This is a genomic window from Saccharopolyspora kobensis, from assembly GCF_900108315.1.
GTDB lineage: Bacteria > Actinomycetota > Actinomycetes > Mycobacteriales > Pseudonocardiaceae > Saccharopolyspora > Saccharopolyspora kobensis.
Map to the genome: position 1 here is coordinate 159,290 of NZ_FNVB01000010.1, position 26,999 is coordinate 186,288.

Below are 26,999 nucleotides of genomic sequence, written 5' to 3' on the forward strand. Positions count from 1 at the left end.
ATCAGGTGAGCGACGGCCGATAGGGTACAAGAGAGGCGCCGCTGATCGGCGCCTCTCGGAGCCCCGGAGGGAAGATGCGAGCTCGAAAGAAGTTCGTGGCAGTGGCGCTGTCGCTGCCGGTGCTGGTCGGCCTGGCCGCGTGCGGCCAGGTGCAGGAAGCGCAGCAGGGCCTGGAGAACGCCAACGAGCAGCTCCAGAACGCGCAGGAGAGCCTCGACACCGCGAACGCCTGCCTGCAAGCGCTCAACGTCGCGAGCTTCATGCCCAACTTCGCCGACCCGGAGCAGGCCAAGGCCGACGCCCAGGCCAAGGTCGACGAGCTCGGCCGGCTGGCCGAGAAGACCGCCGACCAGACGCTGCGGCAGAACCTGCTCGACGTGCAGCAGTCGGTGCAGCAGGTCGCCGAGGGCCGGATCGACCTGGACGCCAGCGCCGACTGGGCCACCACCCAGCTGGAGAAGTACCAGGAGGTCGCCACGACCTGCTCGAAGGTCGGCGGCTGAGCACCCTCCGCGCCCTGCGAGGTGTGGCCCCGGTCACTTAGTCTGGGTCCGCGGAGGTGATGGGCATGAGAGCAGCCGTGGGTGACCAACTGCACGTGCACAGCAAGCACGTCGACGAGGCCGATCAGATCGCCGAGATCCTGGAGGTCCGCGGACCGGACGGGGCGCCACCGTACTTCGTGCGCTTCAAGGACGGGCACGAAGGCCTGGTGTACCCGGGCGGCGACTGCGAGATCGAAGCCCACGTGCCCCGCCAGGGGCGCTGACCCGCAGCGGCCGGTGCGGTCCCACCCGGACCGGCCGCAGTCCCCCGCCACGCACCCCGGCCGGTGAGCCTCCGGCGCCGCACTCGCGCCGGGCGGGGTCGGCGCGGATGCTCGCCCCGGGCGGCGCTCTGGTCTGCTGCACGGCTCCGGCCCCGGTGCGTCCCGCACTTGGATGCGGCCGGGCGGATCGCCGGGTGGCGCTGCTCGGCAGCACCGGCGAGGCCGCCTGCACGCCGTCGAGTCCGCGCGGGCCTGGAGCAGCTGCTCCGAATGGTCGCCAGTGGACAGTTGCGGCCGCGATCGCGGGCCGGTTACCGCTGGAATCCGCTGCGCAGGCCGTGGACCTGCACATCTCCGATCGGGAAACCGGGCGGATCGTGCTGCCGCCGGGCCTTTCCTCCGAACAGCGCGCAGGCTCGTCGCGCCAGGCGTTGGACGACCAGCGGCAGGCTCTAAGGTGGTCCGCGATGAGGGGCGTCCGGCGAGGAGGCGGTGAAGTGTTGCGAGACGACCGGGAGGCGGGGGCTCCGGCCGATCTGTCCGCGGTTTTCGGCACCGGGGTGTCGGTACCGCTGCCGCCCGGCGAGATCCTCACCGAGCAGACGATGATGGCCGCCGCTCCGGCGCCGCTGTGCTGGATCAGCGATGAGCCGCCCGCTCCGCAGCTGGTCGCCGCGCTGCGCGCCGAGCACCGGCAGAGCGGTTTGTGGCCGCTGCTGCTGTGCGACAACGACGAGGTCTACGGCGAGCGCTGCACCGTCGGCGTCGTGCCGCCGGAACCGCTGGACCACATCGACCGCTGGCGGGTGGTCGACGTGATGGCCCGCATCTGGGACGGCCTGGTGCAGGCCGACGACGAGCTCGGACCGGCCTACGACCTGGAAGTCCTCGCCCCGTTCGACTACCACTGCCCCGGACCGGCCCCGGCCGGGAACCTGCTGGCGGACCCGGACATCCTGGCCAACCAGCAGCTCCCGAAGTTCATCGACGAGGACATCCGCCTGGCGCTGATCCCGGTGCACCGGGGCGCCGACGTCCTGACCGCCCTGGGCTGGTCGGGCGCGGCCAACCACGTGTCCCGCACGGCGGGCCTGTCGGCGATGGCGCGGAGCTGGGAGGAGCGCTTCGGCGCCCGCCTCCTCCGCCTCGGCCCGGACCGCCTCGACCTCAGCGTCGCGGCCCCGCCCCAGGACCCGGACCACGCGGCGGCGGTGGCCGCGGAGCACTGGACCTTCTGCCCGGACCGGATCCTCCAGGAGACGGGCACCATCGAGGCCTACGCCCAGGAGATCCGGGGCCGCCGGACCTGGTCGTTCTGGTGGGAATGACGCTCGGCGCAGGATCTTTCGCGCGCCGGTCAGGCCGCCGGCGGTAGCTGGACCGTCATGATCAGGTGGCAGGTCCCGGTGCCGGAGCCGCGGTAGGCGTGCTCGGTGTCGCCGTCGAACGTGGCCGTCTGCCCGGCTTCGACGGCGTGCTCGACCCCGTCGACGACCAGGGTCATCCGGCCGGCGATTACGTTGACGGTCTCGACGACCCCGGCCTGGTGCGGATGGCTCGAGTACTCCTCGTCCGGCTCCAGCTGCCAGCGCCACACCTCGACCGGGGCCCGGCCTGATGTCGTCAGCACGAGCCGGCCCTCGCCGCCTCGCTCCCCGGTCCACAGCGGCTCGACGTCGGCGGCGGCCACGACGCGGACCCGGCCCTCCGCGGCACCCTGCATCAGGGCCGACACCGAGATGCCGAGCGTGTCGGCCAGCCGGACGAGGGTGGCCAGGTTGGGGTTGCCCTGCGCCTTCTCCAGGCCCACCAGCGCACCCTTGCTGACCTGGGCGCGGCGGCTGAGCTCTTCCAAGGACAGGCCTGCGCGCACCCGCGCCGCCCGGACGTTGTGCGCGACCGTTCGCAGCGCTTCGGCCGTCTCGGCCATCTGATCACCCTCTCGCAGCCGACCAATCGATTGCACCGCGCGGTCGGTTGGTTGCCCCATCCGGTCAATCTGATGTACCGTCGGGTCGTTCTGCTGATTCTAGGGGATTTTTCGTGATCGCTCTGCTGCTGGCTCTGGGCAGCTCGCTCGCTTACGGGTGCGCCGACTTCCTCGGCGGCGTCGGCGCGCGCAAGGCCCACGTGCTGCGCACCGTGATGATCGCCGCGCCTGCCAGCCTCGTGGTCGAACTGCTGCTGTGGCCGCTGCTCGGCGCCTCGTTCAGCACGGCCGCCGTCGGCTGGGGCGCCGCATCGGGCGTCGCATCGGCCGCCGCGTTCGTCCTGCTCTACCGCACCCTGGCGATAGGCCCGATGAACGTCCTGTCCCCGGTGACCGCGCTGGTCTCCGCCGTGCTGCCGGTCGGCGCGGGGCTGCTGCAGGGCGAGCACCTGGCCGCCGCCGGACTGGTGGGCCTGCCGCTCGCGCTGGCGGCGGTGGTGCTGGTCAGCGCCGGGCCCGGCGCGCGCTCAGCCCGCCCGTCGCGCACTGCCCTGCTGCTGGCCTTCGGCGCCGGGGCAGCCATCGCACTCCAGCTGATCTTCTTGCACCGAGCGCCCTCCGACAGCGGAGTGGCTCCGCTGATCGTCGGCCGCGCGGTCTCCTCGGCCATCACCTTGACGGCGGCGGCGTTGCTGCACCGCAGACTCGGCCCCGAGCGCCCGGCGTACGCGATCTCGGCGACCGCGGGAGCGCTGGACTCCGCGGCGAACCTGCTGTTCCTGCTCGCCGCCCGCAGCGGCGACCTGGCCGTCGTGGCCGTGATCGTCGCCCTCTACCCGGCGGGCACGGTCCTGCTCGCCCGAGGCGTCCTCGCCGAGCGCATCCACCGCGGCCAGCTCATCGGCCTGGGCACGGCGGCCGTCGCCGTCAGCCTCCTCGCCCTAACCTGAACCCGCGCTCCAGCCACCGGCTCGCCCGTGCTCGTGCTGCGGAAGAGGCGGGCTGGCTGTGGAACTTTCGCAGGTCCTGACCCGTGAGTGCTTTGGGGTGCTATAGCCCCACAAAGCACTCACGGGTACCGGGGCGGACGCCTCGCCGTCAGCGGACGAGCCTTCGGAGCCAGAGGGCGAGGAGTTCCACCAGCATCACCACCGCGAAGGTGAGTGCCAGGACCGTCGTCACCACCCCGAACTCCAGGACCCTGGAGGCGTTGAGGAGGTAGTAGCCGATCCCGCCCGCTCCGACCAGGCCCAGCAGGGTCGCCGAGCGGAGGTTGGTGTCCAGCTGGTACAGGACGTGCGCGACGAAGGCCGGGGCCGCTTGGGGGACCGTCGCCGCGAAGAACACCTGGAGGCGGCTCGCACCCGTGGCCCGCAGCGCTCGTTCCTTGCCGCGGTCCACCTCCTCCAGCGAGTCCGCCACCAGCTTGCCGAGCAGGCCCACCGAGCCGACGCCGAGGGCGAGCGCGCCCGCCACCGCGCCGAGGCCGGTGATCACCACGAACACGATCGCCAGCACCAGTTCCGGGACGCCTCGGACCGCCAGCACCACACCGCGGAAGAACTTCGCCACCGCCGGGTTCGGGGCCACGTTGTTCGCCGCCAGGGCACCCACCGGCAGCGCGAGGATCGCGCCGATCAGCGTGGCCGCCAGGGCGATCTGGACGGTGACCAGGAGTTCGGCCAGCAGCTCCGGGAGGATGCCGCCGGTTTCCGGTGGCCAGAACAGCGCCAGCGTCGGGCCGAAGTCGGTGATCGCGCGCTGGAACTGGGCCAGCGAGATGTCCGCGCCCCAGACGGAGGCGACCACCACCAGGGCCGTCACCAGCCAGCAGCCGGTGCGGCGGACTCGCCCGGCCGTCCACGGTGGACTGATCGGCCGCGGCGACGAAGCCCGCTCGGCGACGATCGCGGTCTCCCGCCGCGGAGCCGGGATCTGCACCCGGCGCCGGACCGCCGCGAGCGGGCCGCGGCGCTCTTCCCGCACGCCGAGCAGGCCGCGGCGGATCGCGCCGGAGACGACCTCCACCAGCACGCAGAGCCCGAACACCACCGACGCCAGCGCCATTCCGCGCTGGTAGTCGAGGGTGCGCAGGGAGTCGGAGATCGCCTGGCCGAGGCCACCGACGCCGACGAACCCCAGCACCACCGAGACCCGCAGGTTGATGTCCAGGCGGTGCAGCGAGGTCGCCACGAACGACGGCAGCACCTGCGGCGGCACGCCGGTGACCAGCTGCTGCAGCCTGGTCCCGCCCGCCGCGCGGATGGCGGTGCGCGGGCCTTCGTCGATCTGCTCGATCGCGTCGGCGTAGAGCTTGCCGATCATGCCGATGGAGTGCAGGCCCATCGCCAGCACGCCGGTCAGGCCGCCGAAGCCGAACATCCGGAAGAACACGATCGCCAGCACGACGTCCGGGATCGCCCGCGCCACCACGATGATCACGCGCGCGCCGAACCGGCTGGTGCCGCCCAGGGCGGTGTTGCTCGCCGCGAGGACCGCGACGGGCACGCTGATCAGCGAGGCCAGCAGGGTCGCGCAGACCACGATCGCCAGCGTCTGCCCGCACAGCGCCAGCAGTTCGCCGAGCGGCGGGAAGTCCAGCGGCAGGGTCCGGCCGGCGAAGTCGACCGCGTTGGCCGCGCCGTCCACGAACGTCGCGATGTTCAGGCGCAGCGAGCTGAACGCCCAGATCGCCGCGCCCAGCAGAGCCAGCACGACCACGGCCGCCGCGGTGCCGGTCGGCGTCGGGCGGGCGAGCGTGCGGCGCGGCGCTTCTGCGGTGGTGGTCAAGGATTTCACCCCACCGCGGCGAGGTCGGCGGAACCGACCTTGGCGTAGATCGACATCGCCGCGTCGCGGTCCAGGCCCTCGACCGGCGTGTCCAGCACGACCTGCCCGGACCGCAGCCCGATGATCCGGTGGCCCCAGCTCAGCGCCAGGTCCACCTGGTGCAGGCTGCACAGCACGGTCAGCCCGTCCTCCCGGCCGATCTCCGCGATCAGGTTCATCACCTGCGCCGCCGAATCCGGGTCGAGCGAGGCGACCGGCTCGTCGGCGAGCAGGATCTCCGGCTTCTGCAGCAGCGCCCTGGCCACCGCGACGCGCTGCTGCTGACCGCCCGAGAGCGTGTCCGCCCGCTGCAGCGCCTGGTCGGTCAGGCCGACCCGCTCCAGCTGCTCCATCGCGGCGAACCGCACGCGCTTGGGATAGGTGAACAGCCCGAGGCGCGGGCCGCGCAGGCTGCCGAGCGCGCCCGTGCACACGTTCTCCAGCACGGTCAGCGAGCCGACCAGGTGGAACTGCTGGAACACGAACCCGACCCGCCGCCGCAGCGCGCGCAGACCCGATCCGCGCAGCGCACCGACGTCCTCGCCGAGCACCTGCACGGTGCCGGAAGTGGCGCGCTGCAGTCCGTCCACGTGTCGCAGCAGCGTCGACTTGCCCGAGCCGGAGAGGCCGAGCAGCACCGCCATCTCACCGGGCTCGACGTCGAGGGTGACCTCGTCGAGCGCCCGCACCTCACCGAAGGACTTGCCGACCCGGTCGAAGCTGATCACTGGCATTGCTCGTCCTTGGTCGTCGCGCAGACCTCGCGGATGCCGTCGTAGAAGGCGTCGTCGACCGGGGCGAAGCCGTAGCCGCCGATGTCGCCGATCTTGCAGTCACCGGTGCAGAAGCCGTTCTCCCGCAGGGCATCGCTGTTGGCCTTGTCCCGCAGCGCGGCGGTGATCTTGTCCTTGACCGCCGGGTCGAGGTCGTCGGAGAGGGCGATCGGGTCGCCCGGGATCACCGCCGACTTCCACACCGCGCTGAGCTGCCCGGCCTGCAGCTGGCCCTTCTCGATCAGCTGCCGGTCGACCATGCTGTCGTAGGCGAAACCGGCGTCGCAGTCGCCCTTCGCGACGGCGATCGCCGAGGCGTCGTGGCCACCGGCGAAGACCGCCTGCACGTCGGTGTCCGGGTTGATGCCCGCTTCCAGCAGGCCCGCCTTCGGGTACAGGTAGCCGGAGGTCGAGGTGGGGTCGACGAAGCAGACCTTCTTGCCGCGGAAGTCGGCCAGCGAGCGGATGCCGGTGTCCGGGCGGGTGATGGCGTAGGAGGTGTAGCCGGGTTCGGCGCCCTTCTCCTCGACCTGGCCGGCGACCGCGGTGGCCGCCACGCCCTGCTGCTTGGCCAGCACGTAGGAGAACGGCCCGTACTTGGCGATGTCGATCTTGCCCGCGCGCTGGCCCTCGATGATCGCGGCGTAGTCGGTGGCCTTCTGGAAGGTGATCTTCTTGCCGGTCTCCTTCGCCAGCAGGTCCAGCACCGGCTGGTAGTCCTGCTGCAGGCTGGCGGATTCCTCCGACGGGATGGCGGCGAACACCAGCTGGTCGGAGTCACCGCCCTGCTGCGCGGCGCTCGGGCCGCACCCCGCGAGCAGGCCGACCGCGGCCAGTCCGACGAGGACTCGACTGATCCGTTTCACGACTGTTCTTCCTTTGCGGACAGGAGTTCCGGGAGGTCTCGGACGGATTCGAGGACGTGGGTGGCACCGGCGCCGGTGAGCGCCTCGCGCGAGTGCGCGCCGGTGAGGACGCCTGCGACGACGGAGGCGCCGGCGCGGAGTCCTGATCGGACGTCGTAGACGGTGTCGCCGGCGGTGGCGACCGCGCGCACGTCGTCGATGCCCAGCCGCAGCAGCGCGGTGAGCACCATGTCCGGGTAGGGGCGGCCGCGGCCCGCCTGGGCCGGGGTGAGGGTGAGGTCGGCCAGGCCCTCCCAGCCCAGCGCCGCCAGGATCTGGCGCTGCGTGGTCTCGGAGAAGCCCGTGGTCAGCGCGACCCGCACGCCGTTGTCGCGGAGCTGCCGGATGGCGGCCTCCGCGCCGTCGATCGGGCGGCACTCGCCGTCGGCGACCCGCTCCGCGTAGGCGTGCTCGAAGGCCTGGTTCGCCTGCTGCGCGAGGGTTTCGTCGCCGTCGAAGAGGTGCCGGAAGACGGTGATCTTGGACTCGCCCATGGTGCGGCGGACGTGCTCCAGCATGGACGGCCGCCGCGTGACGCCGATGTCGGCGATGGCCTGGGTGAACGCCCGCTCCACGAGGCCGTCGTCGGCGACCGTGGTGCCCGCCATGTCCAGCACTGCCAGCTCGATCATCCCTCGACCTCCTGCCACGTGTCGGCGGCGATGGCGGGCGAGCAGGTCATGCCGCGCCCGCCGGGGCCGGTCACCAGCCAGACGCCCGGCAGCACCTGCTCGCGGTGCACGACCAGCGACTTGTCCGCCGTCTGCGCGTAAACCCCGGCCCAGCGGCGCACGATCCGCGGCAGCGGGCGGCCGAGCAGTTCCTCGGCGCGCTGCCGCAGGTGCTCGTAGGGGTCCTCGTGCACGTCGAAGGAGAACGGCTCGTCGTACTCGTGGGTGTCGCCGATGGTCAGCCCGCCGTGCAGCCGCTGGACGAGCAGGAGCTGCATGCCGTTGGCGGCGGCCACCGGCGGCTGCGGCTCGGTGGCGTTGAGCGCGTCGAGCTCCTCGCCCCGGTAGCCGCGGTAGTAGCGCATGCTGTCGCCGTCGGCCAGCGACGTGGTCAGCTGCTCGTCGAGCGGGTCGGTCTGCATCATCTGCAGCCGCACCCGGCGCACCGGGAGCTCCGGGCGGAGTTCCTTCACCAGACCGCCGAGCGCCGCGCCGGTGCAGAGGACCACCAGATCGGCCTCGTGGCGCCGCCCGGTGTCATCGCGCACCCAGCCCTCGCCGACGTCGCGGACCTCGCGACCGGGGAGCCAGGTGTAGCGGCCGGTCTTCGCCAGGTGCGCGCGCAGCGCGGGCTGCGCGGTCCGCGACTCGACCGCGCCGTCCTGCTCGCACCAGAGCGCGCCGAGCATTTCGCCCCGCAGCGCGGGATTCAGCGTCCGAGCCTCGGCGGCGTCAAGCAGCTCGGTGCCACGCTCAGCGGCGTCGGGCCGGGCGACGAACTCCTCGGCGACGGCCATCTCGCCGGGCGTGCGGAGCACTGTCAGCGAGCCGTTGCCGCGGAAACCGAGGTCCGGCACGTCCGCGGCGATGCGCTCCCAGTCCTGGCGGGCGCGCAGGGCCACCTCCAGGTCCGGCCCGGGTTCCCGGCCGCTGACCCAGATCAGCCCGAAGTTGCGGACCGAAGCCCCGCGGGCCTCGGCTTCCCGCTCCAGGTGCACCACTTCGTGGCCCCGCTCCAGGGCCCGCAGCGCGTGCATGGTGCCGAGCACGCCGCCGCCAACAATCAGAACTCGCACGCCGCACACGCTCGCGGCCGTCCGCGAATCCCCAGTGGAAACCGACCGAACCCCAGGTGAACACCGACCGAAGGACTAGATCAGTTATCCGTTCGTGACCTTGCACGGCCCTCCCGCCCCGGGTCAGTCGCGGAGGTGGGTGATGAAGCTGAAGCGGTCGCCTCGGAAGAGGGAGCGGACGCGTTCGATCGGTTCGCCTTCCGGCGTCCAGGAGCGACGGTGCAGCAGGATCATCGGGGTCGCCGGATTGGTGCCGATCAGCAGTGCCTCGCGCGGCGTCGCCAGGACCGTCTCGATGCGCTCCTCCGCTTCGCCGAAGCGCACGCCCAGCTCGTCCTGCAGGAACGAGTACAGCGAGCCGGTGGGGTCGAAATCCCCGAGCAGCTCCGGGAAGCGGTCCTTCGGCAGGTAGCTGGACTCCAGGCCGACGCGCTCACCGCCGGCCAGCAGCACCCGCTCGACGTGCACCACCTCGCCGCCCGGGGCCAGACCGAGGTCCGCCGCCAGCTGCGCGTCGGCCGACCGGGATTCGACGCCGATCACCGTCCGGCCCGGCTCCAGGCCCTGCGACCGGACGCCCTCGGTGTAGCTCGCCAGTTGCAGCGGCTGCACCAGCTTCGGCGGCGCGACGACGGTGCGGCTGCCCTGCCTGCGCGTCAGGCGGCCTTCGAGCACCAGCTCGGTGACCGCCTGCCGCAGCGTCACCCGCGACACCTCGAACCGCTCGGCCAGCTCCCGCTCGCTGGGCAGGGCCGAGCCCTCGCCGAGCTCTTCGACCAGGCCGAGCAGCTCGATCTTCACCGCGTAGTAGCGCGGAATCCGGCCGTGTTCGGGAATCCCGGCGCGAACCGGCTGATCCGCCCGATGATCGATGCGCACGACAGCCAACCCTACTGCGCGCCCGAAAACCGCCTCCCACAGCGTGAAATCGAGCCGATTCCAACGAAAACCGCGGTACCCGGCGGGAGGACCGCGGTTCCGGCTGAACCGCGGTCCCCGCGCAGGTCGACTACCGCTTGATGGTCAGCGCCACGGCGAGGATCACCACGGCGAAGCCGCTGTAGAGCAGAACGTCCACCACCCGGCTCCGGATCGTCAGCAGGCCCGTGCGCTCCTGCGGGATCACCGCGCGCATGCCCGCCGCGACCAGCAGCGCCACGGCGAGCAGCACCGTGCCGCGGCGCCAGTGCTGCATCGCCACCAGCAGGAAGCCGATCGCCGCGATGAGCAGCACCAAACCGAACGGCACGTGCGTCGACAGGCGCGATTTTCCGCCGGACTGCTCGTTCACGTTCCTCCTGCCCTGCTCCTGAGCCGCGCTCACGAGCGGAGTTCAGCCGAGGTTGCGCTCGGCGGCCTCGACGACGTTGGTCAGCAGCATCGCGCGGGTCATCGGACCGACCCCGCCCGGGTTCGGCGAGATGAACCCGGCGACCTCCGCGACGTCCGGGTGCACGTCACCGGACAGCCCGGCCTCGGTGCGGGTCACGCCGACGTCGAGCACCGCCGCGCCCGGCTTGACCATGTCCGCGGTGATCAGGTTCGGCTTGCCCGCCGCCGCGATCACCACGTCGGCGCGGCTCACCTCGGCGGCGAGGTCCTTGGTCCCGGTGTGGCACAGCGTCACGGTGGCGTTCTCGCTGCGGCGGGTCAGCAGCAGGCCGATCGGGCGGCCGACGGTGATGCCGCGGCCGACGACCGCGACCTGCGCGCCGTTGAGCGGCACGTCGTAGCGGCGCAGCAGCTCGATGATGCCGCGCGGCGTGCACGGCAGCGGCGCCTCCTCACCCAGCACCAGGCGGCCGAGGCTGATCGGGTGCAGGCCGTCGGCGTCCTTCTCCGGCGCGATGCGCTCCAGCAGCGGACCGGCGTCGAGGTGCTTGGGCAGCGGCAGCTGCACGATGTAGCCGGTGCAGGCCGGGTCGGCGTTGAGCTCGTCGAGCACCGCTTCGACCTCGGCCTGGCTGACGTCGGCGGGCAGGTCCTTGCGGATCGACTTGATGCCGACCTTGGCGCAGTCGTTGTGCTTGGCGCGCACGTAGGAATGCGAACCGGGGTCGTCACCGACCAGCACCGTGGCCAGTCCCGGGGCGCTGCCCTGCTCGGCGAGCCGGGCAACCCGGGGCCGCAGCTCGTCGAAGATAGCTTCCTTGGTGGCCTTGCCATCCAGAATCGTCGCGCTCACGGCTGTTCATCGTGGCAGATGACGTGCGCCCCGTCCCGCCCGGTCCGGCATTGCCGCCACGCCTACAGCCACCAGGGTGAGCAGCACGCCCACCACGGTGGACGTCGCGATCCCGTCCCGGGTCGCGGGCGCGAACACGTCCAGCAGCAGCGCGCCGACCAGCTGCCCGGCGATCATGCCCAGGCCGAGCAGCAGCACCCCGGTGTAGCGGACCAGCGCGACCGACCCGCCGATCACGAAGATGCCGAGGAAACCGCCGGTGTAGAGCCAGCCCTCGGCCGGGAGCTCGGGCAGGCCGCGCACCAGCACCTCGACCGCGAAGGCCAGCGCGAGGGCGGTCATCCCGACGCCGAAGTTGACCATCGAGGCGAACACCGCCGAGTCGGCCGCCTGCTTCATCCGGCCGTTGACCGCCGCCTGCCAGCCCAACCCGACGCCGGCCAGCGCCGGCAGCAGCACCAGCCAGCTCGCCTGCGCACCGCCGAGCTGCGCGGACACCGAGATCAGCACCGCCACCACGGCGAGCACCGCGCCGACGAGCCGCGCCGGCGTCACGCGCTGCGGCCCGGCGGGCCCGAGCCCGAGGCGGTCGACCACCAGCCCGCTGCTCACCTGCCCGGCCACCACCGCGACGGTGAACATCGCCACGCCCAGCGCGGTCGCGGCCATCCCCTGGGTGAACACCAGGTATCCGCCGCACACCCCGCCGAGGCACTGCCACGGCCGCAACCCGCCCGGTTCGCGCAGCGCCGCGGCCAGGTTCCGGAAGCCGCGACGGGCCCGCGGGATCAGCAGCGCGGCCGCGAACAGCACGGTGAACCCGCACGCGAAGGAGATCAGCCCGGCTGCGATCCCGTCGTCCATCCGGGCACCGAGCGCGCCGTTGATCCGGGCCTGGACCGCGAGCAGCAGTCCGACCGCGGCGGCGCCGACCATGCCGAGCGCGCGCTGTCCGACTTGCGGTTCAGAAGGTTTCACCGGCGAAAGGGTCACGTGGCAGCAGTCTGCTCCGCAGCCCGCTCGGACCGCGATGCCCGGAGGTTGTGAGATACGACAAGCCCGGCCGCCGCCAGCGCCAGGCCACCGGCCGCCGCGGCCGCCGCGGCCGGACCGGCCAGGTCGAGCATCACCCCGGACAGCGGCGCGGCGACCGCCCCGCCGAAGGTGGTCGCGCTGGCCAGCCAGCCGAACGCCTCGTTGCGCCGGTCCGGTGGCGCGATGTCGGCCAGCCGGCCGTTGCTGGCCGCCAGCGTCGGGGCCACCGCCGTACCGCCGATCATCAGGATCGCGCCGATCAGCAGCGGCGAGCCCGGCTCGGTGATCGGCGGCAGCGCCGGCACCAGCGCCACCAGGCCGAGCGCGGTCAACGACGCGCGGAGCCAGAGCCGGGGCCGCCTCCCCGAACCGCCGAGCACCAGCCCGCCGATCAGCGAACCGACCGCCCACACCATCGCCAGCACCCCGGCCAGCTCCGGTTCGCCGCGCTCGCGCGCCCAGGCAACCAGCACCAGGTCGACCGAGATCAGCCCGCCGACCAGCAGCCCGAAGAAGCCGAGCAGCGAGACGAATCCCGGAATCCGGAACAACGGCGCGGACGTGCGCTCCCCCGCCGCGCGCTCGCCGAGCCCCTCGTTCAGGCCCGCGCGCCACAGCACGACGGCGAACAGGACGGAACCGGCCGTCGCCCACGCGGCGCAGGCGCACATCGCCGCGGCCGGGCCCCACACCGCCACCGCGAACGCGGCGAGCATCGGCGCCACCACGAACAGCAGCTCCTGCAAGGTCGCCTCGACCGCGAAGGCGGCCTCGCGCGCCGGGCCGTCCGCCAGGCGCGGCCAGATCGCCCGCCCGATCTGCGTGATCGGCGGGTGCGAGAGCCCGGTGGCCAGCGCGACCGGCAGCACCAGCCACCAGTGCGCCGGATCGACCCAGCCGGTCACGACGATGATCGCGATCATTCCCAGCCCGGAACCGATGCCGGTCACCACCAGCAGCCGCGGCGGCGAGCTGCGGTCGGCCGCCCGCCCGCGCAGCGGCCCGGCGATCGCCTGCCCGATCGTGATCGTCGCGCCGATCACGCCGCCGATCGCGTATGAACCGGTCCAGTCGACCACCAGGAAGGCCAGCACCATGCCGAGGGCCGGCATGTGCAAGCGGCCCAGCAGGCTGAAGAACATCAAGCTCGGCGCGTGCGGGACCGCCGCGAGGAGTCGGTAGGGCTGCAGCACGCACCACACTCTTTCTTCTGGCACGGGTGTACCGCTACTCGTTTTCGCCGACCGCTGACCGCCGCCGATCCACCGTTGACCCAATCCACCTGGTGGTGTGATGTTCATCCGGACGAGAAACCGGCAGGCTCTCGTGACGAGATCACCGCACGCGGTGACATGGATCTTGAACGCGCGCACGTGTGCTGGATCAACGGATCGGAAGTCCCACACAGCGCACATGGCCGGGCCCGCGTCGAGTAGCGTCTTGGGCCGGGGTGGAGTCGGGTTGCCTCGTCGAGAGGGGGAGGATGTCACCCATGTCGCGTCCGACAGCGATCAGTCCGGAAGAGCAGGAGCAGATCGCCCGCAAGATCGGGGTTCTGCTGTTACAGGGCGCTCCGGAGGACTGGCAGGAGATCACGGTGGAGTACCGCGCCACCGGTGAGTACCACGACCTGCTGGGTGAGGTGACGGCGCAGGACGGCAGTGCCCGCTCGCTGGAACCACCGGCCGAGCTGCGGGAGATCTTCGAGAGCCTGCGCGAGGGCATGTACCGGCCGGACGTCGGTACCTGGCTCAGCGCGCTGTACGTGGTCGAGCGCCCGTCCAGCTACCGCATCGACATCAACTTCGACACCGAGCCCGGCTGGCAGCGCCCGCTGCCGCGCGCGGCCTACGTCGACGAGCTGCGCCGCTACCCGCGCGCCGAGGAGAACATCCCGGACTGGATGCGGGAGCGGATCGACGGCAACGCGCCGGCCCCCGGCGCCCCGGTCGACGACGCGCCGGTCGAGCCGCCGGTCGCCGAAGCACCGGTCGCCGAACCGCCCGCGGTCACCGGCGAGGAGCCGACCGGCTTCCAGGTGGCCAGCTCCTTCGACGACTTCGACGAGCAGGGCCGCCCGGTCGTCGCGGACCGCGAGCCGGTCCCGGCCGAGGAGATCGCCCAGCTCCGCCAGTACCTGGAGAACGCGCCGGTCGTGCTCGCCGCCCGCGAGGACGAGGAAGACCAGCTCGACCCGGAGCGGCCCACCGTCGTGCCGAGCACCTGGCACACCGACGGCGCCTGGCTGTGGCCGGGGGCGATCGCCTTCTACCTGGCCCAGTACGGGGTGCCGCCGGAGCCCGAGTTCGTGGCGCACATCCGCCGCCGCGGTTTCCAGCTGGTCGAGGTCGACGACGCCACCCGCGACGCGGCGGTCAGCGAGCTGCTCGACCAGCCGACCGACTCCGACGACGCGCCGGACTTCGCCGACGAACCGCAGGACCACGCCGAGGAGCCGCGCAGCCCGATCGCGGACTCGCAGGACTTCGCCGCGGAACCGCACGACGAGCCGGGCTACGCCGACGAGTCCCGCGACTTCGCCGACGAGCCGCAGGACTTCGCCGAGCCGGAGGCCGCCGAGGCCGAGCCGGCCGGCGGTTCGCGGCACGTGCTGGCGGACGAGGACGAGCTGCCCGACACCGGTGAAGTGCTGGCCGCGCTGCACGACCGGCTCACCGAGTTCCGGGTGGACGGCGACGACTACCGGATCGGCAGCCACAGCGAGAGCGCCCGGTGCCTGGTGCAGGACGGCCCGGACTGGGTCGTCACCACCGGCCCCGGTCGCGGCGAGGACGTCCGGTTCGCCCGCGTCGACGACGCTGCGGCGTACCTGCTCGGCAGCCTCCTCCTGGAGCGCCGCCCGGCCGCCGAGCCGAGCGCGGCCCTGTCGCACGACGACGAGCCCGAGCTCCCCCAGCGGGCGCCCGAGGCCGACCTCCCGCAGCGGGCACCGGAAGCCGATCTGCCGCAGCGCACGCCGGAACCGGCCCTCCCGCAGCGCACGCCCGAGGCCGAGCTGCCCCAGCGAGCACCGGAATCCGGGCTGCCCCAGCGCACGCCCGAGGCCGAGCTCCCGCAGCGCACGCCGGAACCGGCCCTCCCGCAGCGCACGCCCGAAGCGGAGCTGCCCCAGCGAGCACCGGAACCGGACCTGCCCCAGCGCACGCCCGAAGCGGAACTCCCGCAGCGGGCACCGGAATCCGGCCTGCCGCAGCGCACGCCGGGCTCCGACTCGCCCCAGCGCCCCGCGCCCGAGCCGGAGCGCGCTCCGGAGCCGGCGGCGAACCCGCTGTTCACCGCGAACCAGGACCCGGCGGGACCGAGCGCTCCGCCCGAACCGCCGGTCCAGCACGACCCGGTGCCTCCCGCGGCCCAGCCGCAGGAGGAGGCGACCCGCCTCCAGCAGCCGCCGCAGCTCGACCGCCCGGCGCCGCCCACGGCCCCGCCGTCCCCGCCGGTCGGCCAGCCCGTGCAGCAGCCGCCGGTCAGCGGCCCCGGCGGCGTTCCGCCGCTGCCGAAGCGCCAGCCGCGCCGCGAGAGCGGTGCCCCGGCTCAGCAGCAGCAGCAGCAGGGTGCGCCCGGCCCGGTGGGCGGTGCGGAGCGCCGTCCCGGCCCCGGTGGTCCCGGCATGGCCGGTCCGCACCGGCAGGGCCCGCCGCCCGGACCGCCGCGCCCGCCGCAGGCCGGTGGCCAGCAGCCGGGCGGTCAGCAGCCCGGTGGTCAGCAGATCCAGCCGCTCAACGGTGAACCGCCGCTGACGCTGTACCGCGACCGGCGAGTGATCATGCTCCAGCCGGGCACCGAGCTGGACCGCTTCGGCGAGCCGAACGGCAACGTGCTCTACGCGATGCGCACGCCGTACACGCACCGCTCGCTGCCGCCGCAGTGGTCGAACCGCTCGTACTTCGCCTACCGCATCCAGCGCCCGGTCCAAGCGCTGCGCGGCACGGCGGTCCCGTGGTTCGAGCAGCCCGGCGGTGGCACGGCCTTCGTGCTCCCGGCGCCGATCAGCGACCTGCTCGCGGACGGCACCCTGGCGGAGATGCCGGCCACCGAGCGCCCGCCCATGGAGTGACCGGATCGCTTTGAAGCGCGAGGGGCACCCGCGAACCATCGCGGGTGCCCCTCGCGCCTTTCCGGCCACCGCTCGGCCGCCGATTCGCGCGTTGCGGAATTCCCTTGCGCAGCAACGCGAAACGGATCAGGCGACGACGTGGCGGGCGCCCGGCGCCCCGTCGCCGGCCAGCTCGCCTGCGCGCAGCGCGCGCTCGACGGCGATGGGGCCGCCGACCACGGTGAACTCCACGTCCCGGTACGGCGCATAGGTGCGCGCCGCGGTGATCAGTTCCAGCCCCGCCACTCCGAGGAAGGCCACGCCGCTGAGGTCCAGCACGACGGCCGACAGCTTGGTCAGCAAACGAGGCCACAGGAGGGCGGAGACCCGCGGTGCCGTGGCGGTGTCGATGTCGCCGATCGCGGTCACGACGGCCACGTCGCGGCTCGGATAGGTGAGGAGGAGGTGCAGGGCGGGGTCGAACTCGGCGGTCTCCCGGTGGAGCTCGACGCGGGGTCCTGCTCGTCTGCGGGCGGGCAGCGTTCGGAGGGTCATGAAGACGTCCAATCCCAGCCGAGCGGGATGATCGTTCGGCTTGCTAGGGCTGAAGGAGTGGCCCTGCGCCGTATCGGCGAGCGACGAGGAACGACCTTGTCGACTGCGGGAGCAACCGGCTCGACCAGCTACCCGCAACCCTACGCTCCGGGGAGCGGGGAGGGGAACCATCGCCGGTGCCCGGCCGTCACTGCGTCGTGCTGTTCGGCGGCAGGTCCGCGCGAGGCGCGGAGCGGTCGAGGTCCGCCGGTCGGAGCCGGTAGAGCTCCACGGACTGCCCGAAGTACTTGTCCGTCTGCCCGGCCCACTCCATGCCGTTGTCGCGCACCGTCTCCGCGGCCCTCGCGTTGTCCGGCCGGACGACGGCGAACAGCTCGTCGACCTCGTGGTCGAACGCCCATCGGGCCAACGCGAACATCGCCTCGCTCGCGCAGCTACCGGCCCAGAGGTCCGGGTGCAAGTGCCAGCCGACTTCGAGGTCCTGGTTGCCCGGAGGCAGCAGCAACAGCGACGCGCCACCGAGCACTCGGTCGTCCTCACGTCGCTGGATGCACCACCGCCCCAACGGCGGAAGCGCCCTGGCGTCCTCGGCGATCCACTGCCGCAGCAGCAGGCGCATGGCCACGAGATCCGGAACGGGCTCCATGATCGGGCTCAGCCACCGCGCGACCTCGGCATTGCCGTACACGTCGAGCGCGGCCTGCGCGTCCTCGATGCTCCAGGTCCGCAGGATCAACCGGTCGGTGACCAGCCGCTGAGCCATACCGCCAGGATAGCCGCGCTCCCGCCCGCTGCAGTCCGTCACGCTTCGTGAGCGGCGAAAACCAGTGGGTGCGGGCTGCGGTGTCCGGTAGCGTTGCCGGTTCCGGCGACTGCAGCGGCGGTTGCCACGTTCAGGAAGCAGTCCCATGAGCAGCCACCGGTCCACGACGACGCTGTGGCGTCCCACCGGTCCTGTCGAGCTGGAGCTGGTGCGGGAGCTGGGCTGGCGCGCTTGGCCGCCGCGGCTCCCCGAACAGCCGATCTTCTACCCGGTGCTCAACGAGGACTACGCCGTCAAGATCGCCAGGGACTGGAACGTCGTGCACGACGGCAGCGGCTTCGTCACCCGGTTCGAGGTCGACTCGGAGTTCCTGCGCCGGTACCCGGTGCGGCAGGCGGGCGGCCGGACGATCCTGGAGCTCTGGGTTCCGGCCGAGGAGCTGGACGAGTTCAACGCCCACATCGTCGGCGAGATCCAGGTGGTCCACGAGTTCCGCTGAGGCGCGGGCGAAACCCGGTGCTCCACCGCCAGAATGAGCGGGTGCTGGTCGATCACTTCCCGCTCGTCGGGCTCAAGCTGACAACGCCGCGGCTCGAACTGCGCCTGCCGTCGGCCGAGGAACTCGGGGAACTGGCCGCGCTGGCCGCCGAAGGGGTCCACGATCCCGCCGTCATGCCGTTCTCCACGCCGTGGACCGACCCCCCGCCCGAGCAGGTCGCGCTGAACGTGATCCAGCACCACTGGCGGGAGCTGGGCAGCTGGGCGCCGCAGGACTGGTCGCTCAACCTCACCGCGTTCCACGGCGGAGTCGTCGTCGGGCAGCAGGGCATCAGCGGCCGCGATTTCGGCACCACCCGCGAGGTGAGCACCGGTTCCTGGCTCGGACAGCGCTACCAGGGCCGCGGTCTCGGCACCGAGATGCGCGCGGGTGTGCTGCACCTGGCCTTCGCCTGCCTGGGCGCGGAAGAAGCGGTCTCCGCGGCGTTCGAGGACAACACGGCCTCGCAGGCGGTCTCCCGCAAGCTCGGCTACCGGCCCGACGGCTTCCAGCGCAACGCCATCCGAGGTGCCCTGGCCGTCCAGCAGCGGTTCCGGCTCACCCGCGCGGAGTGGGAGCGGCATCGCACCGTGCCGGTCGAAGTCGACGGGCTCGCGCGCTGCCTCCCGTTCCTGGGGATCGACCGCTGAGGCTCACGATGTGGTCGTGATGGTGGTGACGGTGACGACGGCGGTGGCGGCGGCGATCGCGGCGGCCGTGCGGAGCACCGCCGCGTTCACGGCTTCGGCGCCCCAGTTGCCCTCCTCGAACTCCTTCGCCCGCGCGGCGACCTCGCCGGACCACGCGAGCGGCGGGCGCAGCGCGGGGAGGGCACCGCTGGAGGACAGCAGGGCGATCAGCGCGCCGGTGCGGCTGTCGGGCGTTTCGCCGTCTTCCAGCGCGGCGCGGAGCTTGCGGCGCAGTTCCGCTTCGTGGCCGGTGTCCTCGGCGGGCATCCTGGTAGTCGGGAACACGCCCAGCACCTTCTTCTTCTCGACGCGGATGACGCCGCGCTCCAGGAGCCGGTCGAGCACCGGTTCGCGGAGTCCGCCGCCGATTTCGAGCAGCAGCGTCTGCACCCGGCGCGGCTTCTCGGCGATCTTGTCGTAGGCGGAGCGCAGCAACGGGTCCTCCGGCTGAGCACCTTCGACCGCGCTGATCTTCGGGCCGTTGAGCGCCGTGCTGCCGTCGGAGTCGACGCTGCCGCGCAGCGCCAGCTCCACGAGCACGGCGCCGCCGAGGCTGTAGTGCAGGGTGCCCGCCGCTGCGGGAACTCCCGTCTCGTCGTCGAGCAGCAGCATCATCAGGTCTTCGACGAGCAGCATCTCGTTCACTGCGCTTTCCTCTCTCACAGCCAGTCGTGCTCGCGCGCGTAGCGGGCTGCTTCGTGCCTGGTCCGGGTCTGGGTCTTCTGCATCGCGTTGGACAGGTAGTTGCGCACCGTGCCCTGCGCGAGGTGGAGCTGGGCGGCGATGTCGGCCACGGAGTAGCCCTCGCCGGTCACGCGCAGCACGTCCAGCTCCCGGTCGGTGAGCGGGCAGTCGTCGACGAGCGCGAGCGCGGAGACGTCCGGGTCGATCCACCGCTTGCCCTCGTGCAGGACGCCGATCACCGAGGTGATGTGCGCCGGTTCGGCGGCCTTGCTGACGAAGCCCTGGACGCCGAGCTTGAGCGCCTTGCGGAGCACGCCGGGCTTGGCGTGCCGGGTCAGCATGAGGATCACCTGCTCCGGCCGGGTGCGGCGGATCTCCGCGACGGCGTCCAGCCCGTCCACACCGGGCATCTCCAGATCGATGACGAGCACGTCGGGCCGGTGCCGGAGGGTTTCTTCGACGGCCTCCGCGCCGTTCTCCGCTTCGGCGAGCACGGTGATGTCGCCTTCGAGCGGGAGCAGCGCGGCCATCGCCTTGCGCAGGAGGGCTTCGTCGTCGGCGAGCACCACGGTCGTCATCGGGCTGCCTCCGCTCCGTCCGGGAGCACCGCGGCCGTGCGGAACTCGCCGTCGTGCTGGTCGACCGACAGTTCACCACCGTTCGCGGCGACGCGTTGGGCGAGCGCGGCCAAGCCCCGGAGTTCGGGCACCGGAGCGTGCTTGGCGCCGTCGTTGACGATGCTGATGCTCGACGCCGACAGCGCTATCCGCACCTGCGTCGCCTGGGCGTGGCGCAGGATGTTGGTGGTCGTCTCGCGGAGCACCTGGCCGAGCAGTTCGCCCACGCGCTGGTCCACATCGGCCTCGCGGTCGACGCGCACGTCGATCCCGGCCGCTTCGAAGAGGTTCCGCGCGTTCTCCAGCTCGGCGGAGAGGTTCAGGCGGCGCTGCGCGTAGGCGAGCTCCTTGGTCTGGGTGATGGTGTCGCTGACCAGGTCGTGTATCTCGCGCAGCTCCTGCTTGGCGCGCTCGGCGTCGCTGTCCACCAGCTTCCGCGCCAGCGCGGTCTTGAGCTTGACCACGTGGAGCGTGTGGCCCTGGATGTCGTGCAGATCGCCGGCGAACCGGACGCGTTCGCGGATCACGGCCAGTTCGGCCTCCCGCTCCCGCGCCTCCTCCAGTTCGGCGACGATGTCGTAGAAACGCTTGTTGGGGAACATGAATCCGATCACCACCACGGTGACCCCGGTGGGGATCAGCACGTACCGGATCAGGTTCTCCGGAACCTCCTGCTGCGAGACGAGCGTCCGCGCCGCGCCCACCGCGGCGACGTAACCCACCAGTGCCACGGCCGCCCAGCCCCGCCAGCGCGGCAGCTTGGGGGCGACGAGCGCGCCCACGAAGGAGATGCCGAAGAACGCCATCCGCCCCTCCGCCGCCAGCGCCCCGAACGCCCAGACGGCGGCCGTGACGGCCAACGTGACGGCCGCGACGGGCAGGAGGTCGTCGGCCGCCCACCGGACGAACGCCACCAGCGTCGCCACCACACCGGCGGCCAGGACAGCGGCCTCCCACCAGTTCCGGGCGTCGAAGGCCACCGTCACCGCGCCGACGACGGCGAGGAGCGGGAAGAACATCGTGAGGTTGGTCCTGCGGAGCTGCCCCCGCGTCCGCGCTCGGCGTGCGTTCTGCCGCATCAGCCGGTACCGGGCAGCGGTCTGGCGTTCATGAGCGGATCTCCGGAGTCGCGCGGCGGGTTGGTCCAACACTATTGCGCCGGTCGCGCGGCGAGCACCAGTGACGCAGCGTCATGCCTTCCGGACAGGAATGTCATGCCGGGCTCCTGACCCGGCGGCACTGGGCGCGGAGGCCGCGGCGCGCTGAGATCGGAGTCATCGACGTCCGAACTCACCGCCGCTGGGAAACCGCTGCCGCAACAGCGCTCCCAGCTATGTCCATTGTGGAGCAACTCAGAGGAGCACTGGTGCGCGAACCCGTGTTGACCGTCCTCGTCGCCGCAGTCGTGGCGAGCCTGACCCCGACCGCCGCATCCGCGACCCCACCCGAACAGCTGAACTGGGGCCCGTGCCCGGTGGACGTCACCGAACCCGGCCTCGAGTGCGCCGCGCTCGACGTCCCGCTGGACTACCGCGACCCCGGCGGCCGGACGATATCCGTCGCGATCTCGCGCCTGGCCAGCGCGAACCCGGAAAAGCGCCGCGGCGTGCTGCTGACCAACAGCGGCGGGCCGGGCGGCACCGGCTTGAGCTTCCCGGCCGTCCTGCGCGATCTGGGGCTGCCGCAGGAGGTGCTGGACAGCTACGACGTGATCGGGATGGACCCCCGCGGCGTCGGCCACAGCACACCGGTGACCTGCGACCTCACCCTCCTGGAACACCCGACCAACATCCCGGTGCACGCGCCCGACGCGGCCGGCGTCGAGGAGGAGGCCGAGCGGGTGCGGGCCGTCGCCGAGAAGTGCGGGGCATCGGCGACGGCGCCGCTGCTGCCGCACATCACCACCGCCAACACCGCCCGCGACATGGACCGGGTCCGCGAGGCGCTGGGCGAGTCGGCGGTGTCCTACTTCGGCATCTCCTACGGCACCTACCTCGGCTCGGTCTACACCGCGATGTTCCCGGAGCGCAGCGACCGGTTCCTGTTCGACAGCGCGACCGGCCCGAACGGCTGGGACCACGAGTTCGCGAGGTCGTTCGGGCAGGGCTTCGAGGACCGGTTCCCGGACTTCGCGGCGTTCGCCGCCGCACACCCCGAGTACGGCCTCGGCGAGACACCGGAGCGAGTGCGGGCGAAGTACTTCGAGCTCGCCGCGCGGCTGGACGCGACGCCGAGCCCGGACGGCTACACCGGACCGGCGTTCCGCTTCGCCACCTTCGCCGCGCTCTACTTCGACCGGGAGCTGCCCCGGCTGGCCGAGACCTGGCAGGCGCTCGACACCGGCAACCCGGTGCCACTGCCCGACCCCGGCGACCCGGGGCCCGTCGACCCGAGCATCCCGGCGGACAACTACCTCGCCAGCCAGCTGCACGTGATCTGCAACGACTCCGCGTGGCCGGAGGACGTCCGGACCTACCAGCGCAACGTCGAGCTCGACCGGCTCCGGCACCCGATGTTCGGCGCCGCCGGGGCCAACATCACGCCGTGCGCGTTCTGGCCGTCCGAGCCGCTCGAACCGCAGGTCGAGATCACCGACGAGGGCCCGTCGAACGTGCTGGTCCTGCAGAACCTCCGCGATCCCGCGACTCCGCTGACCGGCGCCCGCGACCTGCGGGAGGCCTTCGGCGACCGGGCCCGGATGGTGACCGCCGACCAGGGCGGCCACCTGGCCTACCTGTTCCTGGCCGACCAATGCGTCCACGACGTCGCGACGGGTTTCCTGGTCGACGGCGAGCGCCCGCAGCGCGACCTCGCCTGCTGACGCTAGTCCTTGCGGCCCGTCACCGCGATGGAGACGCCGAGCCCGATCATCGCGAGGCCACCGGCCCCACCGACGGTGGCGAGCCGCTGCGGTGAGCGGGCGAACCAGTCCCGCGCGGTGGCGGCGGCGAGTCCCCACACCGCATCGCAGATCACCGCGATGACGTTGAAGAGCAAGCCGAGCAGCAGCATCTGCACTGCGACACCGCCCTGCTCCCGATCGACGAACTGCGGTAGCACGGCGGCGAAGAACACCATCGTCTTGGGATTGGCCACCCCGACCGCGAAGCCCTCCCACAGCGTGCGCAGCCCGCCGCGCCCGGGCCCGCCCCCGGCGAGCTCCGCGTGCAACGACTTGCGCTGCCGGATCGCCTTGATGCCCAGGTGCACCAGGTATGCGGCGCCCACCAGCTTCAGCGCCGTGAACACCAGGGCCGATCGCTCGACGATCGCCCCGACTCCGAACGCGACGGCGACGACGAGCACGTAGGCACCGAGGGTGTTCCCCAGGACCGTGGTGAGCGCGGCGCGGCGGCCCTGCGCCAGGGCTCGGCCGACGACGAACAGCACGCTCGGGCCGGGAATCACGATCAGCAGGAAGGACATCGCGGCGAACGCGAGCAGTCGATCGGTGGCCACCATGGAACTCATGGAAGCACGGGGATCGCTCCCGGCTGAATCGGTTTTCCGGTGGAGCGGCCGCGCGGCTCGGCGCAACCGCGCGAGATCGCCGTTCAGTCGACGCGGAGGCCGTGCGCCGCGGCGAAGGCGAGGGCGAGCATCGTGTCGACGCGGGCGCCGCGGAGGTTGGCCTGCACCATGGCGTCCGCGTCGAGGCGGGCATCCCGGAGGTCGGCCTCGGCCAGCCGGGCGCCGAGCAGGCGGGCACCGGTGAAGTCCGCTTCGCGGAGGTCGCAGCGGCGCAGATCGCAATCGGTCAGGTTTGCCTCGCGGAAGCGGATGCCGCGCAGGTCCAGCCCCCGCAAGTCCGCGCCGCCCATGCCCACCAGCGTCAGGTCCGTCTCGCGCAGCCGCAACGCGCGCAGACGGCAGTCCACGAAACTCGACCCCAGCAGGCTACATCCGTCCAAAGTGGACTTACCGAGCACGGTGCGCTCGAACTTGCAGGACCGGAACGCGGTGGCGACGTGCTGCGAGGCGTTGAGGTCCGCTCCGGTGAACACGCACTCGGTGAACACGCAGTTGCGGGTGCTCAAGCCGGTCAGGTCCGCATCGGTGAAGTCGCAGCGCTCGAACGAGCGCCCCTCCCACTCCTGGTCCGTCAGCACTGCGTCCTGGAAGTCCTCGCCCACCGCGCTCGTCATCAGCCCAGCGTGCCACTTCGGGCGCCACAGGTGTTCTGGGGTGCCATCACCCCGGAGCCGCAGGTCAGCCGCGGTTCGTCACGGCACCACGACCACCGGCCGGACCGCCTCGACCACCAGTGTCGCGGGCACCGTGCCGAGCAGTCCGCCGCGGCGCCGCGAGCGACCCACCACGATCAGATCCGCCCGGTACTGCTCGGCGACCTGCTCCAGGCCCACGGCCGGATCGCCGCGGTGGTGCACGAAGTCCCAGTCGATGTCCACCCACTTCAGGTGCGACACGACCTCCTTCTTCAACTCCTCCACCAGGCTCTCGGCCGCCTCGCTGGCGACCGCGACGCCCATCGGCGACCAGTAGGCGACCCCGCCCACCGCCTCGACGTAGACCAGCACCAGCCGCGCGCGCTCGCGCCGCGCCAGGCCGGCAGCCCACGCCGCGGCGTGGAAGCTCGCCGGGCTGCCGTCCATGCCCACGACGATGCCGCCCAGCCCGTCCTTGCCGATCTCGAATTCCCGCTCGGTGTTGTCGCCTTCGGCCACGCGGAGATGGTAGTGGTCGCGGCCCGGGCAGTTGGACGGATGCGACACACTCGACACGTGAACAGCGGCCACACCCTCTCCGACCTCGAACGTCGCGCCCTCGACGCGGTGGACGCCGACGGCGTCCTGGACGACCTGCGCGAGCTCGTCAAGATCCCCAGCGTCGGTGGCACCACCGGCGAGCACGACGCCCAGCAGTGGTGCGCCGACCGGCTGGCCGGGCTCGGGCACCGCGTGGACCACTGGCGCATCGACGTCCGCGAGCTCGCCGAGCAGGACGGTTTCCCCGGCCAGGAGGCCGACCGCGACACCGCCTACGGCTGCGTGGGAGTGCGCGGGGACGGCCCGGAGCCCGCGCTGGTGTTCTGCGGGCACACCGACGTCGTCCCGCCCGGCGACCTCGACCGCTGGCCGGACCGCGACCCCTACGCCCTGCGCGTCCAGGACGGCATCGCGGCCGGTCGCGGCACCTGCGACATGAAGGGCGGGCTGGCCGCGATCTTCGGTGCGCTGCAGGCGCTGCGCACGGCCGGGATCGAGCTCGCCCGGCCGGTGGCCGTGCACACCGTCGTCGGCGAGGAGGACGGCGGGCTCGGCGCGTTCGCCACGCTGCGGCGCGGGCACCGCGGAGCGGCGTGCGTGCTGGCCGAGCCGAGCTCGGGCACGATCGTGGCCGCCAACGGCGGATCGCTCACGTTCCGGCTCGAAATCGCCGGCCAGAGCACGCACGGCTCCACCAGGTACCGGGGTGTGAGCGCGCTCGACAAGCTCGCCCACCTGCTGCCCGCGCTGCGCGCGCTGGAATCCCGCCGCAACGCCGGCCCCGACCCGCTGGTCGCGCACCTGGAAGTGCCGTACCCGCTGTCCATCGGCATGGCACGGGTCGGCGACTGGGCCAGCACGGTGCCGGACCTGGCGATCGCCGAAGGCCGCTACGGCGTCCGGATCGGCGAGTCGATCGAGGACGCCAAGGCCGAGTTCACCGCCGCCATCGCCGAGGCCTGCGCCGCCGACCCCTGGCTGGCGGAGCACCCGGTCCAGGTCAGCTGGCCCGGCGGGATCTTCGCCAGCGGACGACTGCCCGAAGGACACCGGCTGCTCCCCGAGACCCAGGACGCCGTCGTCGCGGCGGGCGCACCCCGGCCGGTGGCGCTCGGTGCGCCCTACGGCACCGATCTGCGGCTCTACTCGGCCGCTGGGATCCCGACGCTCCAGTACGGCCCCGGCGACATCCGCTACGCGCACGCCCACGACGAGCACGTCGCGGTCGCCGAGCTGGAGCAGGCGGCCCGCACCTACGCCCTGCTGGCGATCCGCCGCTGCGGCATCGCCTGATCGCCCTTGAACACCTCGTACACGGCGAGGTAGTTCTCGCCCCCGTGGCCGGCGGCGATCGCCTGCTCCGCGATCGCCGCCATGTGCCGCGCCTGATCAGCGTGAACGCCCTGCTCCACGCAGGTCCGCGCGATGTGTTCCAAGGCGTTCCGGTTCATCTCCATGGTGCCGAGCTCACCGGGGTAGTCGCTCGCCTCCAGATCGGCCGCCTGCTCGACGAGGGCCGGGTTCACCACCACGGCGGGCAGGAACCAGTTGACGGCGAGGTCGGCGAACTCGACCGCGGAGACACCTGCCGAGCCGACCAGGGCGGTGGCGTGCAGGAAGCCGTTCACGGTCGCGTACATCAAGCCGAGCAGGGCGGCGTTGTGCAGCACCGCGAGGCCCGGATCGGCCCCGAGGAACCGCGGTGCTCCCATGCTCGCCAGCGTCTCCCGGTGCTCGTCGAAGACGTCCTCCGATCCGCTGTAGAGGAAGACGGACTCGGGATCTCCGACGAGCGGTGGCGGCACCATGATCGCGCCGTCGAGGTACGCCGCGCCGAGTTCGGCGGCCCAGTCGGCTGCCGCAGCGGCCTCGCCCGGGGTGCCGGAGTTCAGGTTGATCAAGGTCCGGCCCCGCAGCGCCTCCGCTGCCGGGCCGAGAACCCCGTACATGGTCTCGTAGTCCTTCAGGCAGATGATCGAGATCTCGCTCGCCGACACCGCCTCCGCGATGCTCGCCGCACGGCGGGCACCCCCGGCGACGACACCGTCGGCCTTCGCCGGAGTGCGGTTCCAGACCGTCGTCGGGTGGCCGCGCTCCAGCAGCGCTTCGGCGAGCGCCAGGCCCATCGGGCCGAGTCCGACGACGGTGACCGGTGCTTGCTGCGGAACTGCTCCTCGCTGATTCGTCATGCGGATTAGG

The 26,999-nt window shown here is 72.4% G+C and carries 29 protein-coding genes; 9 read left to right on the plus strand and 20 right to left on the minus strand.

Going from position 1 to position 26,999, the window contains the following annotated elements:
• Nucleotides 1-74: 74 nt before the first annotated feature.
• The 3 genes from C4T78_RS30065 (at nucleotide 75) to C4T78_RS30075 (ending at nucleotide 2,097) form a co-directional block, all read left to right on the plus strand.
• Nucleotides 75-503 carry a DUF8711 family protein gene (locus tag C4T78_RS30065; RefSeq protein WP_093352577.1) on the plus strand — a complete coding sequence of 143 codons (429 nt, stop codon included), beginning with the start codon at nucleotides 75-77 and terminating at the stop codon, nucleotides 501-503.
• 65 nt (nucleotides 504-568) lie between these two features.
• On the plus strand, nucleotides 569-769 hold the full coding sequence (locus C4T78_RS30070) for a DUF1918 domain-containing protein (RefSeq protein ID WP_093352575.1): 201 nt from the start codon (nucleotides 569-571) through the stop codon (nucleotides 767-769).
• A gap of 497 nt (nucleotides 770-1,266) precedes the next feature.
• Nucleotides 1,267-2,097 (plus strand): DUF4253 domain-containing protein, encoded by an 831-nt coding sequence (locus C4T78_RS30075; RefSeq protein WP_235863534.1) that lies wholly within the window; start codon nucleotides 1,267-1,269, stop codon nucleotides 2,095-2,097.
• Between the two features lie 29 nt (nucleotides 2,098-2,126).
• On the opposite strand, the gene C4T78_RS30080 is transcribed toward C4T78_RS30075, so the two are convergent.
• Nucleotides 2,127-2,699, minus strand: coding sequence for a helix-turn-helix domain-containing protein (locus C4T78_RS30080; RefSeq protein ID WP_093352570.1), 573 nt, complete (start codon nucleotides 2,697-2,699; stop codon nucleotides 2,127-2,129).
• Between the two features lie 113 nt (nucleotides 2,700-2,812).
• Here C4T78_RS30080 and C4T78_RS30085 point away from each other — a divergent pair, with 113 nt between their 5' ends.
• Complete coding sequence (locus C4T78_RS30085) at nucleotides 2,813-3,649, plus strand: EamA family transporter (RefSeq protein WP_093352568.1); 837 nt, start codon at nucleotides 2,813-2,815, stop codon at nucleotides 3,647-3,649.
• A 148-nt stretch (nucleotides 3,650-3,797) separates the two neighbouring features.
• On the opposite strand, the gene phnE is transcribed toward C4T78_RS30085, so the two are convergent.
• The 10 genes from phnE to C4T78_RS30135 all read right to left on the minus strand — a co-directional run bounded on the left by phnE (nucleotide 3,798) and on the right by C4T78_RS30135 (nucleotide 13,366).
• On the minus strand, nucleotides 3,798-5,489 hold the full coding sequence (gene phnE, locus C4T78_RS30090; RefSeq protein ID WP_235863533.1) for a phosphonate ABC transporter, permease protein PhnE: 1,692 nt from the start codon (nucleotides 5,487-5,489) through the stop codon (nucleotides 3,798-3,800).
• Between the two features lie 5 nt (nucleotides 5,490-5,494).
• A complete protein-coding gene (phnC, locus tag C4T78_RS30095) occupies nucleotides 5,495-6,262 on the minus strand; it encodes a phosphonate ABC transporter ATP-binding protein (protein ID WP_093352564.1) in 768 nt (255 codons plus the stop codon).
• Complete coding sequence (locus C4T78_RS30100; RefSeq protein WP_093352561.1) at nucleotides 6,253-7,167, minus strand: phosphate/phosphite/phosphonate ABC transporter substrate-binding protein; 915 nt, start codon at nucleotides 7,165-7,167, stop codon at nucleotides 6,253-6,255. Before C4T78_RS30100 ends, phnC begins: the two co-directional genes overlap by 10 nt.
• Nucleotides 7,164-7,838: a phosphonatase-like hydrolase gene (locus C4T78_RS30105; protein ID WP_093352559.1), complete on the minus strand. Its 675-nt coding sequence runs from the start codon at nucleotides 7,836-7,838 to the stop codon at nucleotides 7,164-7,166. Before C4T78_RS30105 ends, C4T78_RS30100 begins: the two co-directional genes overlap by 4 nt.
• The gene (locus tag C4T78_RS30110; RefSeq protein ID WP_093352918.1) at nucleotides 7,835-8,953 is read right to left on the minus strand and encodes a TIGR03364 family FAD-dependent oxidoreductase; all 1,119 of its coding nucleotides are present in this window, start codon (nucleotides 8,951-8,953) and stop codon (nucleotides 7,835-7,837) included. The genes C4T78_RS30105 and C4T78_RS30110 overlap by 4 nt, the downstream gene beginning before the upstream one ends.
• 123 nt (nucleotides 8,954-9,076) lie before the next feature.
• Nucleotides 9,077-9,832 (minus strand): GntR family transcriptional regulator, encoded by a 756-nt coding sequence (locus tag C4T78_RS30115; RefSeq protein ID WP_235863532.1) that lies wholly within the window; start codon nucleotides 9,830-9,832, stop codon nucleotides 9,077-9,079.
• A gap of 130 nt (nucleotides 9,833-9,962) precedes the next feature.
• A complete protein-coding gene (locus C4T78_RS30120; RefSeq protein ID WP_093155002.1) occupies nucleotides 9,963-10,244 on the minus strand; it encodes a DUF3017 domain-containing protein in 282 nt (93 codons plus the stop codon).
• Between the two features lie 42 nt (nucleotides 10,245-10,286).
• Complete coding sequence (locus C4T78_RS30125) at nucleotides 10,287-11,138, minus strand: bifunctional methylenetetrahydrofolate dehydrogenase/methenyltetrahydrofolate cyclohydrolase (RefSeq protein WP_093155003.1); 852 nt, start codon at nucleotides 11,136-11,138, stop codon at nucleotides 10,287-10,289.
• A 6-nt stretch (nucleotides 11,139-11,144) separates the two neighbouring features.
• Nucleotides 11,145-12,116 carry a DMT family transporter gene (locus tag C4T78_RS30130; protein WP_235863531.1) on the minus strand — a complete coding sequence of 324 codons (972 nt, stop codon included), beginning with the start codon at nucleotides 12,114-12,116 and terminating at the stop codon, nucleotides 11,145-11,147.
• An 11-nt stretch (nucleotides 12,117-12,127) separates the two neighbouring features.
• Nucleotides 12,128-13,366, minus strand: a complete 1,239-nt coding sequence (locus tag C4T78_RS30135; RefSeq protein WP_093352915.1) for an MFS transporter — start codon at nucleotides 13,364-13,366, stop codon at nucleotides 12,128-12,130.
• Between the two features lie 299 nt (nucleotides 13,367-13,665).
• On the opposite strand from C4T78_RS30135, the gene C4T78_RS30140 reads away from it, so the two are divergent.
• On the plus strand, nucleotides 13,666-16,248 hold the full coding sequence (locus C4T78_RS30140; RefSeq protein WP_093352551.1) for a TNT domain-containing protein: 2,583 nt from the start codon (nucleotides 13,666-13,668) through the stop codon (nucleotides 16,246-16,248).
• A gap of 126 nt (nucleotides 16,249-16,374) precedes the next feature.
• Here C4T78_RS30140 and C4T78_RS30145 read toward each other — a convergent pair whose 3' ends face one another.
• Both C4T78_RS30145 and C4T78_RS30150 read right to left on the minus strand, forming a co-directional pair.
• The gene (locus C4T78_RS30145) at nucleotides 16,375-16,782 is read right to left on the minus strand and encodes an STAS domain-containing protein (RefSeq protein ID WP_177247596.1); all 408 of its coding nucleotides are present in this window, start codon (nucleotides 16,780-16,782) and stop codon (nucleotides 16,375-16,377) included.
• Nucleotides 16,783-16,969: 187 nt separating this feature from the next.
• Complete coding sequence (locus tag C4T78_RS30150; RefSeq protein WP_093352545.1) at nucleotides 16,970-17,545, minus strand: GNAT family N-acetyltransferase; 576 nt, start codon at nucleotides 17,543-17,545, stop codon at nucleotides 16,970-16,972.
• 145 nt (nucleotides 17,546-17,690) lie between these two features.
• Here C4T78_RS30150 and C4T78_RS30155 point away from each other — a divergent pair, with 145 nt between their 5' ends.
• Both C4T78_RS30155 and C4T78_RS30160 read left to right on the plus strand, forming a co-directional pair.
• Nucleotides 17,691-18,044 carry a hypothetical protein gene (locus C4T78_RS30155; RefSeq protein ID WP_093352542.1) on the plus strand — a complete coding sequence of 118 codons (354 nt, stop codon included), beginning with the start codon at nucleotides 17,691-17,693 and terminating at the stop codon, nucleotides 18,042-18,044.
• A 41-nt stretch (nucleotides 18,045-18,085) separates the two neighbouring features.
• Nucleotides 18,086-18,733 carry a GNAT family N-acetyltransferase gene (locus tag C4T78_RS30160; protein WP_093352540.1) on the plus strand — a complete coding sequence of 216 codons (648 nt, stop codon included), beginning with the start codon at nucleotides 18,086-18,088 and terminating at the stop codon, nucleotides 18,731-18,733.
• Nucleotides 18,734-18,736: 3 nt separating this feature from the next.
• On the opposite strand, the gene C4T78_RS30165 is transcribed toward C4T78_RS30160, so the two are convergent.
• The 3 genes from C4T78_RS30165 to C4T78_RS30175 are packed head-to-tail and all read right to left on the minus strand — an operon-like array spanning nucleotide 18,737 to nucleotide 21,092.
• The gene (locus C4T78_RS30165; protein WP_093352913.1) at nucleotides 18,737-19,408 is read right to left on the minus strand and encodes a GOLPH3/VPS74 family protein; all 672 of its coding nucleotides are present in this window, start codon (nucleotides 19,406-19,408) and stop codon (nucleotides 18,737-18,739) included.
• Between the two features lie 23 nt (nucleotides 19,409-19,431).
• On the minus strand, nucleotides 19,432-20,034 hold the full coding sequence (locus C4T78_RS30170; RefSeq protein WP_093352537.1) for a response regulator transcription factor: 603 nt from the start codon (nucleotides 20,032-20,034) through the stop codon (nucleotides 19,432-19,434).
• Nucleotides 20,031-21,092, minus strand: a complete 1,062-nt coding sequence (locus C4T78_RS30175; protein WP_093352534.1) for a sensor histidine kinase — start codon at nucleotides 21,090-21,092, stop codon at nucleotides 20,031-20,033. Before C4T78_RS30175 ends, C4T78_RS30170 begins: the two co-directional genes overlap by 4 nt.
• 314 nt (nucleotides 21,093-21,406) lie before the next feature.
• Between C4T78_RS30175 and C4T78_RS30180 the strand changes: the two genes are divergently transcribed.
• Entirely contained in the window at nucleotides 21,407-22,894 is a 1,488-nt protein-coding gene (locus C4T78_RS30180) for an alpha/beta hydrolase (protein ID WP_093352532.1), read from the plus strand.
• 2 nt (nucleotides 22,895-22,896) lie between these two features.
• Here C4T78_RS30180 and C4T78_RS30185 read toward each other — a convergent pair whose 3' ends face one another.
• The 3 genes from C4T78_RS30185 to C4T78_RS30195 all read right to left on the minus strand — a co-directional run bounded on the left by C4T78_RS30185 (nucleotide 22,897) and on the right by C4T78_RS30195 (nucleotide 24,758).
• Nucleotides 22,897-23,535 carry a LysE family translocator gene (locus tag C4T78_RS30185; RefSeq protein ID WP_093352910.1) on the minus strand — a complete coding sequence of 213 codons (639 nt, stop codon included), beginning with the start codon at nucleotides 23,533-23,535 and terminating at the stop codon, nucleotides 22,897-22,899.
• Between the two features lie 92 nt (nucleotides 23,536-23,627).
• Nucleotides 23,628-24,218, minus strand: a complete 591-nt coding sequence (locus C4T78_RS30190) for a pentapeptide repeat-containing protein (RefSeq protein ID WP_093352530.1) — start codon at nucleotides 24,216-24,218, stop codon at nucleotides 23,628-23,630.
• A gap of 78 nt (nucleotides 24,219-24,296) precedes the next feature.
• Nucleotides 24,297-24,758: a universal stress protein gene (locus C4T78_RS30195; RefSeq protein WP_235863529.1), complete on the minus strand. Its 462-nt coding sequence runs from the start codon at nucleotides 24,756-24,758 to the stop codon at nucleotides 24,297-24,299.
• Nucleotides 24,759-24,815: 57 nt separating this feature from the next.
• Here C4T78_RS30195 and C4T78_RS30200 point away from each other — a divergent pair, with 57 nt between their 5' ends.
• A complete protein-coding gene (locus C4T78_RS30200) occupies nucleotides 24,816-26,093 on the plus strand; it encodes an ArgE/DapE family deacylase (protein WP_235863528.1) in 1,278 nt (425 codons plus the stop codon).
• On the opposite strand, the gene C4T78_RS30205 is transcribed toward C4T78_RS30200, so the two are convergent.
• Nucleotides 26,054-26,989 carry an NAD(P)-dependent oxidoreductase gene (locus tag C4T78_RS30205; protein WP_093352524.1) on the minus strand — a complete coding sequence of 312 codons (936 nt, stop codon included), beginning with the start codon at nucleotides 26,987-26,989 and terminating at the stop codon, nucleotides 26,054-26,056. The genes C4T78_RS30200 and C4T78_RS30205 overlap by 40 nt on opposite strands.
• Nucleotides 26,990-26,999: the final 10 nt, after the last annotated feature.

Excerpts from the sequence above, each read along its gene's own strand:
- C4T78_RS30065 (WP_093352577.1), top strand. The coding sequence starts at position 75 with ATGCGAGCTCGAAAGAAGTTCGTGGCAGTGGCGCTGTCGCTGCCGGTG.
- C4T78_RS30070 (WP_093352575.1), top strand. The coding sequence starts at position 569 with ATGAGAGCAGCCGTGGGTGACCAACTGCACGTGCACAGCAAGCACGTC.
- C4T78_RS30080 (WP_093352570.1), bottom strand. The coding sequence starts at position 2,699 with ATGGCCGAGACGGCCGAAGCGCTGCGAACGGTCGCGCACAACGTCCGG.
- phnC (WP_093352564.1), bottom strand. The coding sequence starts at position 6,262 with ATGCCAGTGATCAGCTTCGACCGGGTCGGCAAGTCCTTCGGTGAGGTG.
- C4T78_RS30105 (WP_093352559.1), bottom strand. The coding sequence starts at position 7,838 with ATGATCGAGCTGGCAGTGCTGGACATGGCGGGCACCACGGTCGCCGAC.
- C4T78_RS30140 (WP_093352551.1), top strand. The coding sequence starts at position 13,666 with ATGTCGCGTCCGACAGCGATCAGTCCGGAAGAGCAGGAGCAGATCGCC.
- C4T78_RS30145 (WP_177247596.1), bottom strand. The coding sequence starts at position 16,782 with ATGACCCTCCGAACGCTGCCCGCCCGCAGACGAGCAGGACCCCGCGTC.
- C4T78_RS30150 (WP_093352545.1), bottom strand. The coding sequence starts at position 17,545 with ATGGCTCAGCGGCTGGTCACCGACCGGTTGATCCTGCGGACCTGGAGC.
- C4T78_RS30155 (WP_093352542.1), top strand. The coding sequence starts at position 17,691 with ATGAGCAGCCACCGGTCCACGACGACGCTGTGGCGTCCCACCGGTCCT.
- C4T78_RS30165 (WP_093352913.1), bottom strand. The coding sequence starts at position 19,408 with ATGCTGCTCGTCGAAGACCTGATGATGCTGCTGCTCGACGACGAGACG.
- C4T78_RS30170 (WP_093352537.1), bottom strand. The coding sequence starts at position 20,034 with ATGACGACCGTGGTGCTCGCCGACGACGAAGCCCTCCTGCGCAAGGCG.
- C4T78_RS30175 (WP_093352534.1), bottom strand. The coding sequence starts at position 21,092 with ATGTTCTTCCCGCTCCTCGCCGTCGTCGGCGCGGTGACGGTGGCCTTC.
- C4T78_RS30180 (WP_093352532.1), top strand. The coding sequence starts at position 21,407 with ATGTCCATTGTGGAGCAACTCAGAGGAGCACTGGTGCGCGAACCCGTG.
- C4T78_RS30185 (WP_093352910.1), bottom strand. The coding sequence starts at position 23,535 with ATGGTGGCCACCGATCGACTGCTCGCGTTCGCCGCGATGTCCTTCCTG.
- C4T78_RS30190 (WP_093352530.1), bottom strand. The coding sequence starts at position 24,218 with ATGACGAGCGCGGTGGGCGAGGACTTCCAGGACGCAGTGCTGACGGAC.
- C4T78_RS30205 (WP_093352524.1), bottom strand. The coding sequence starts at position 26,989 with ATGACGAATCAGCGAGGAGCAGTTCCGCAGCAAGCACCGGTCACCGTC.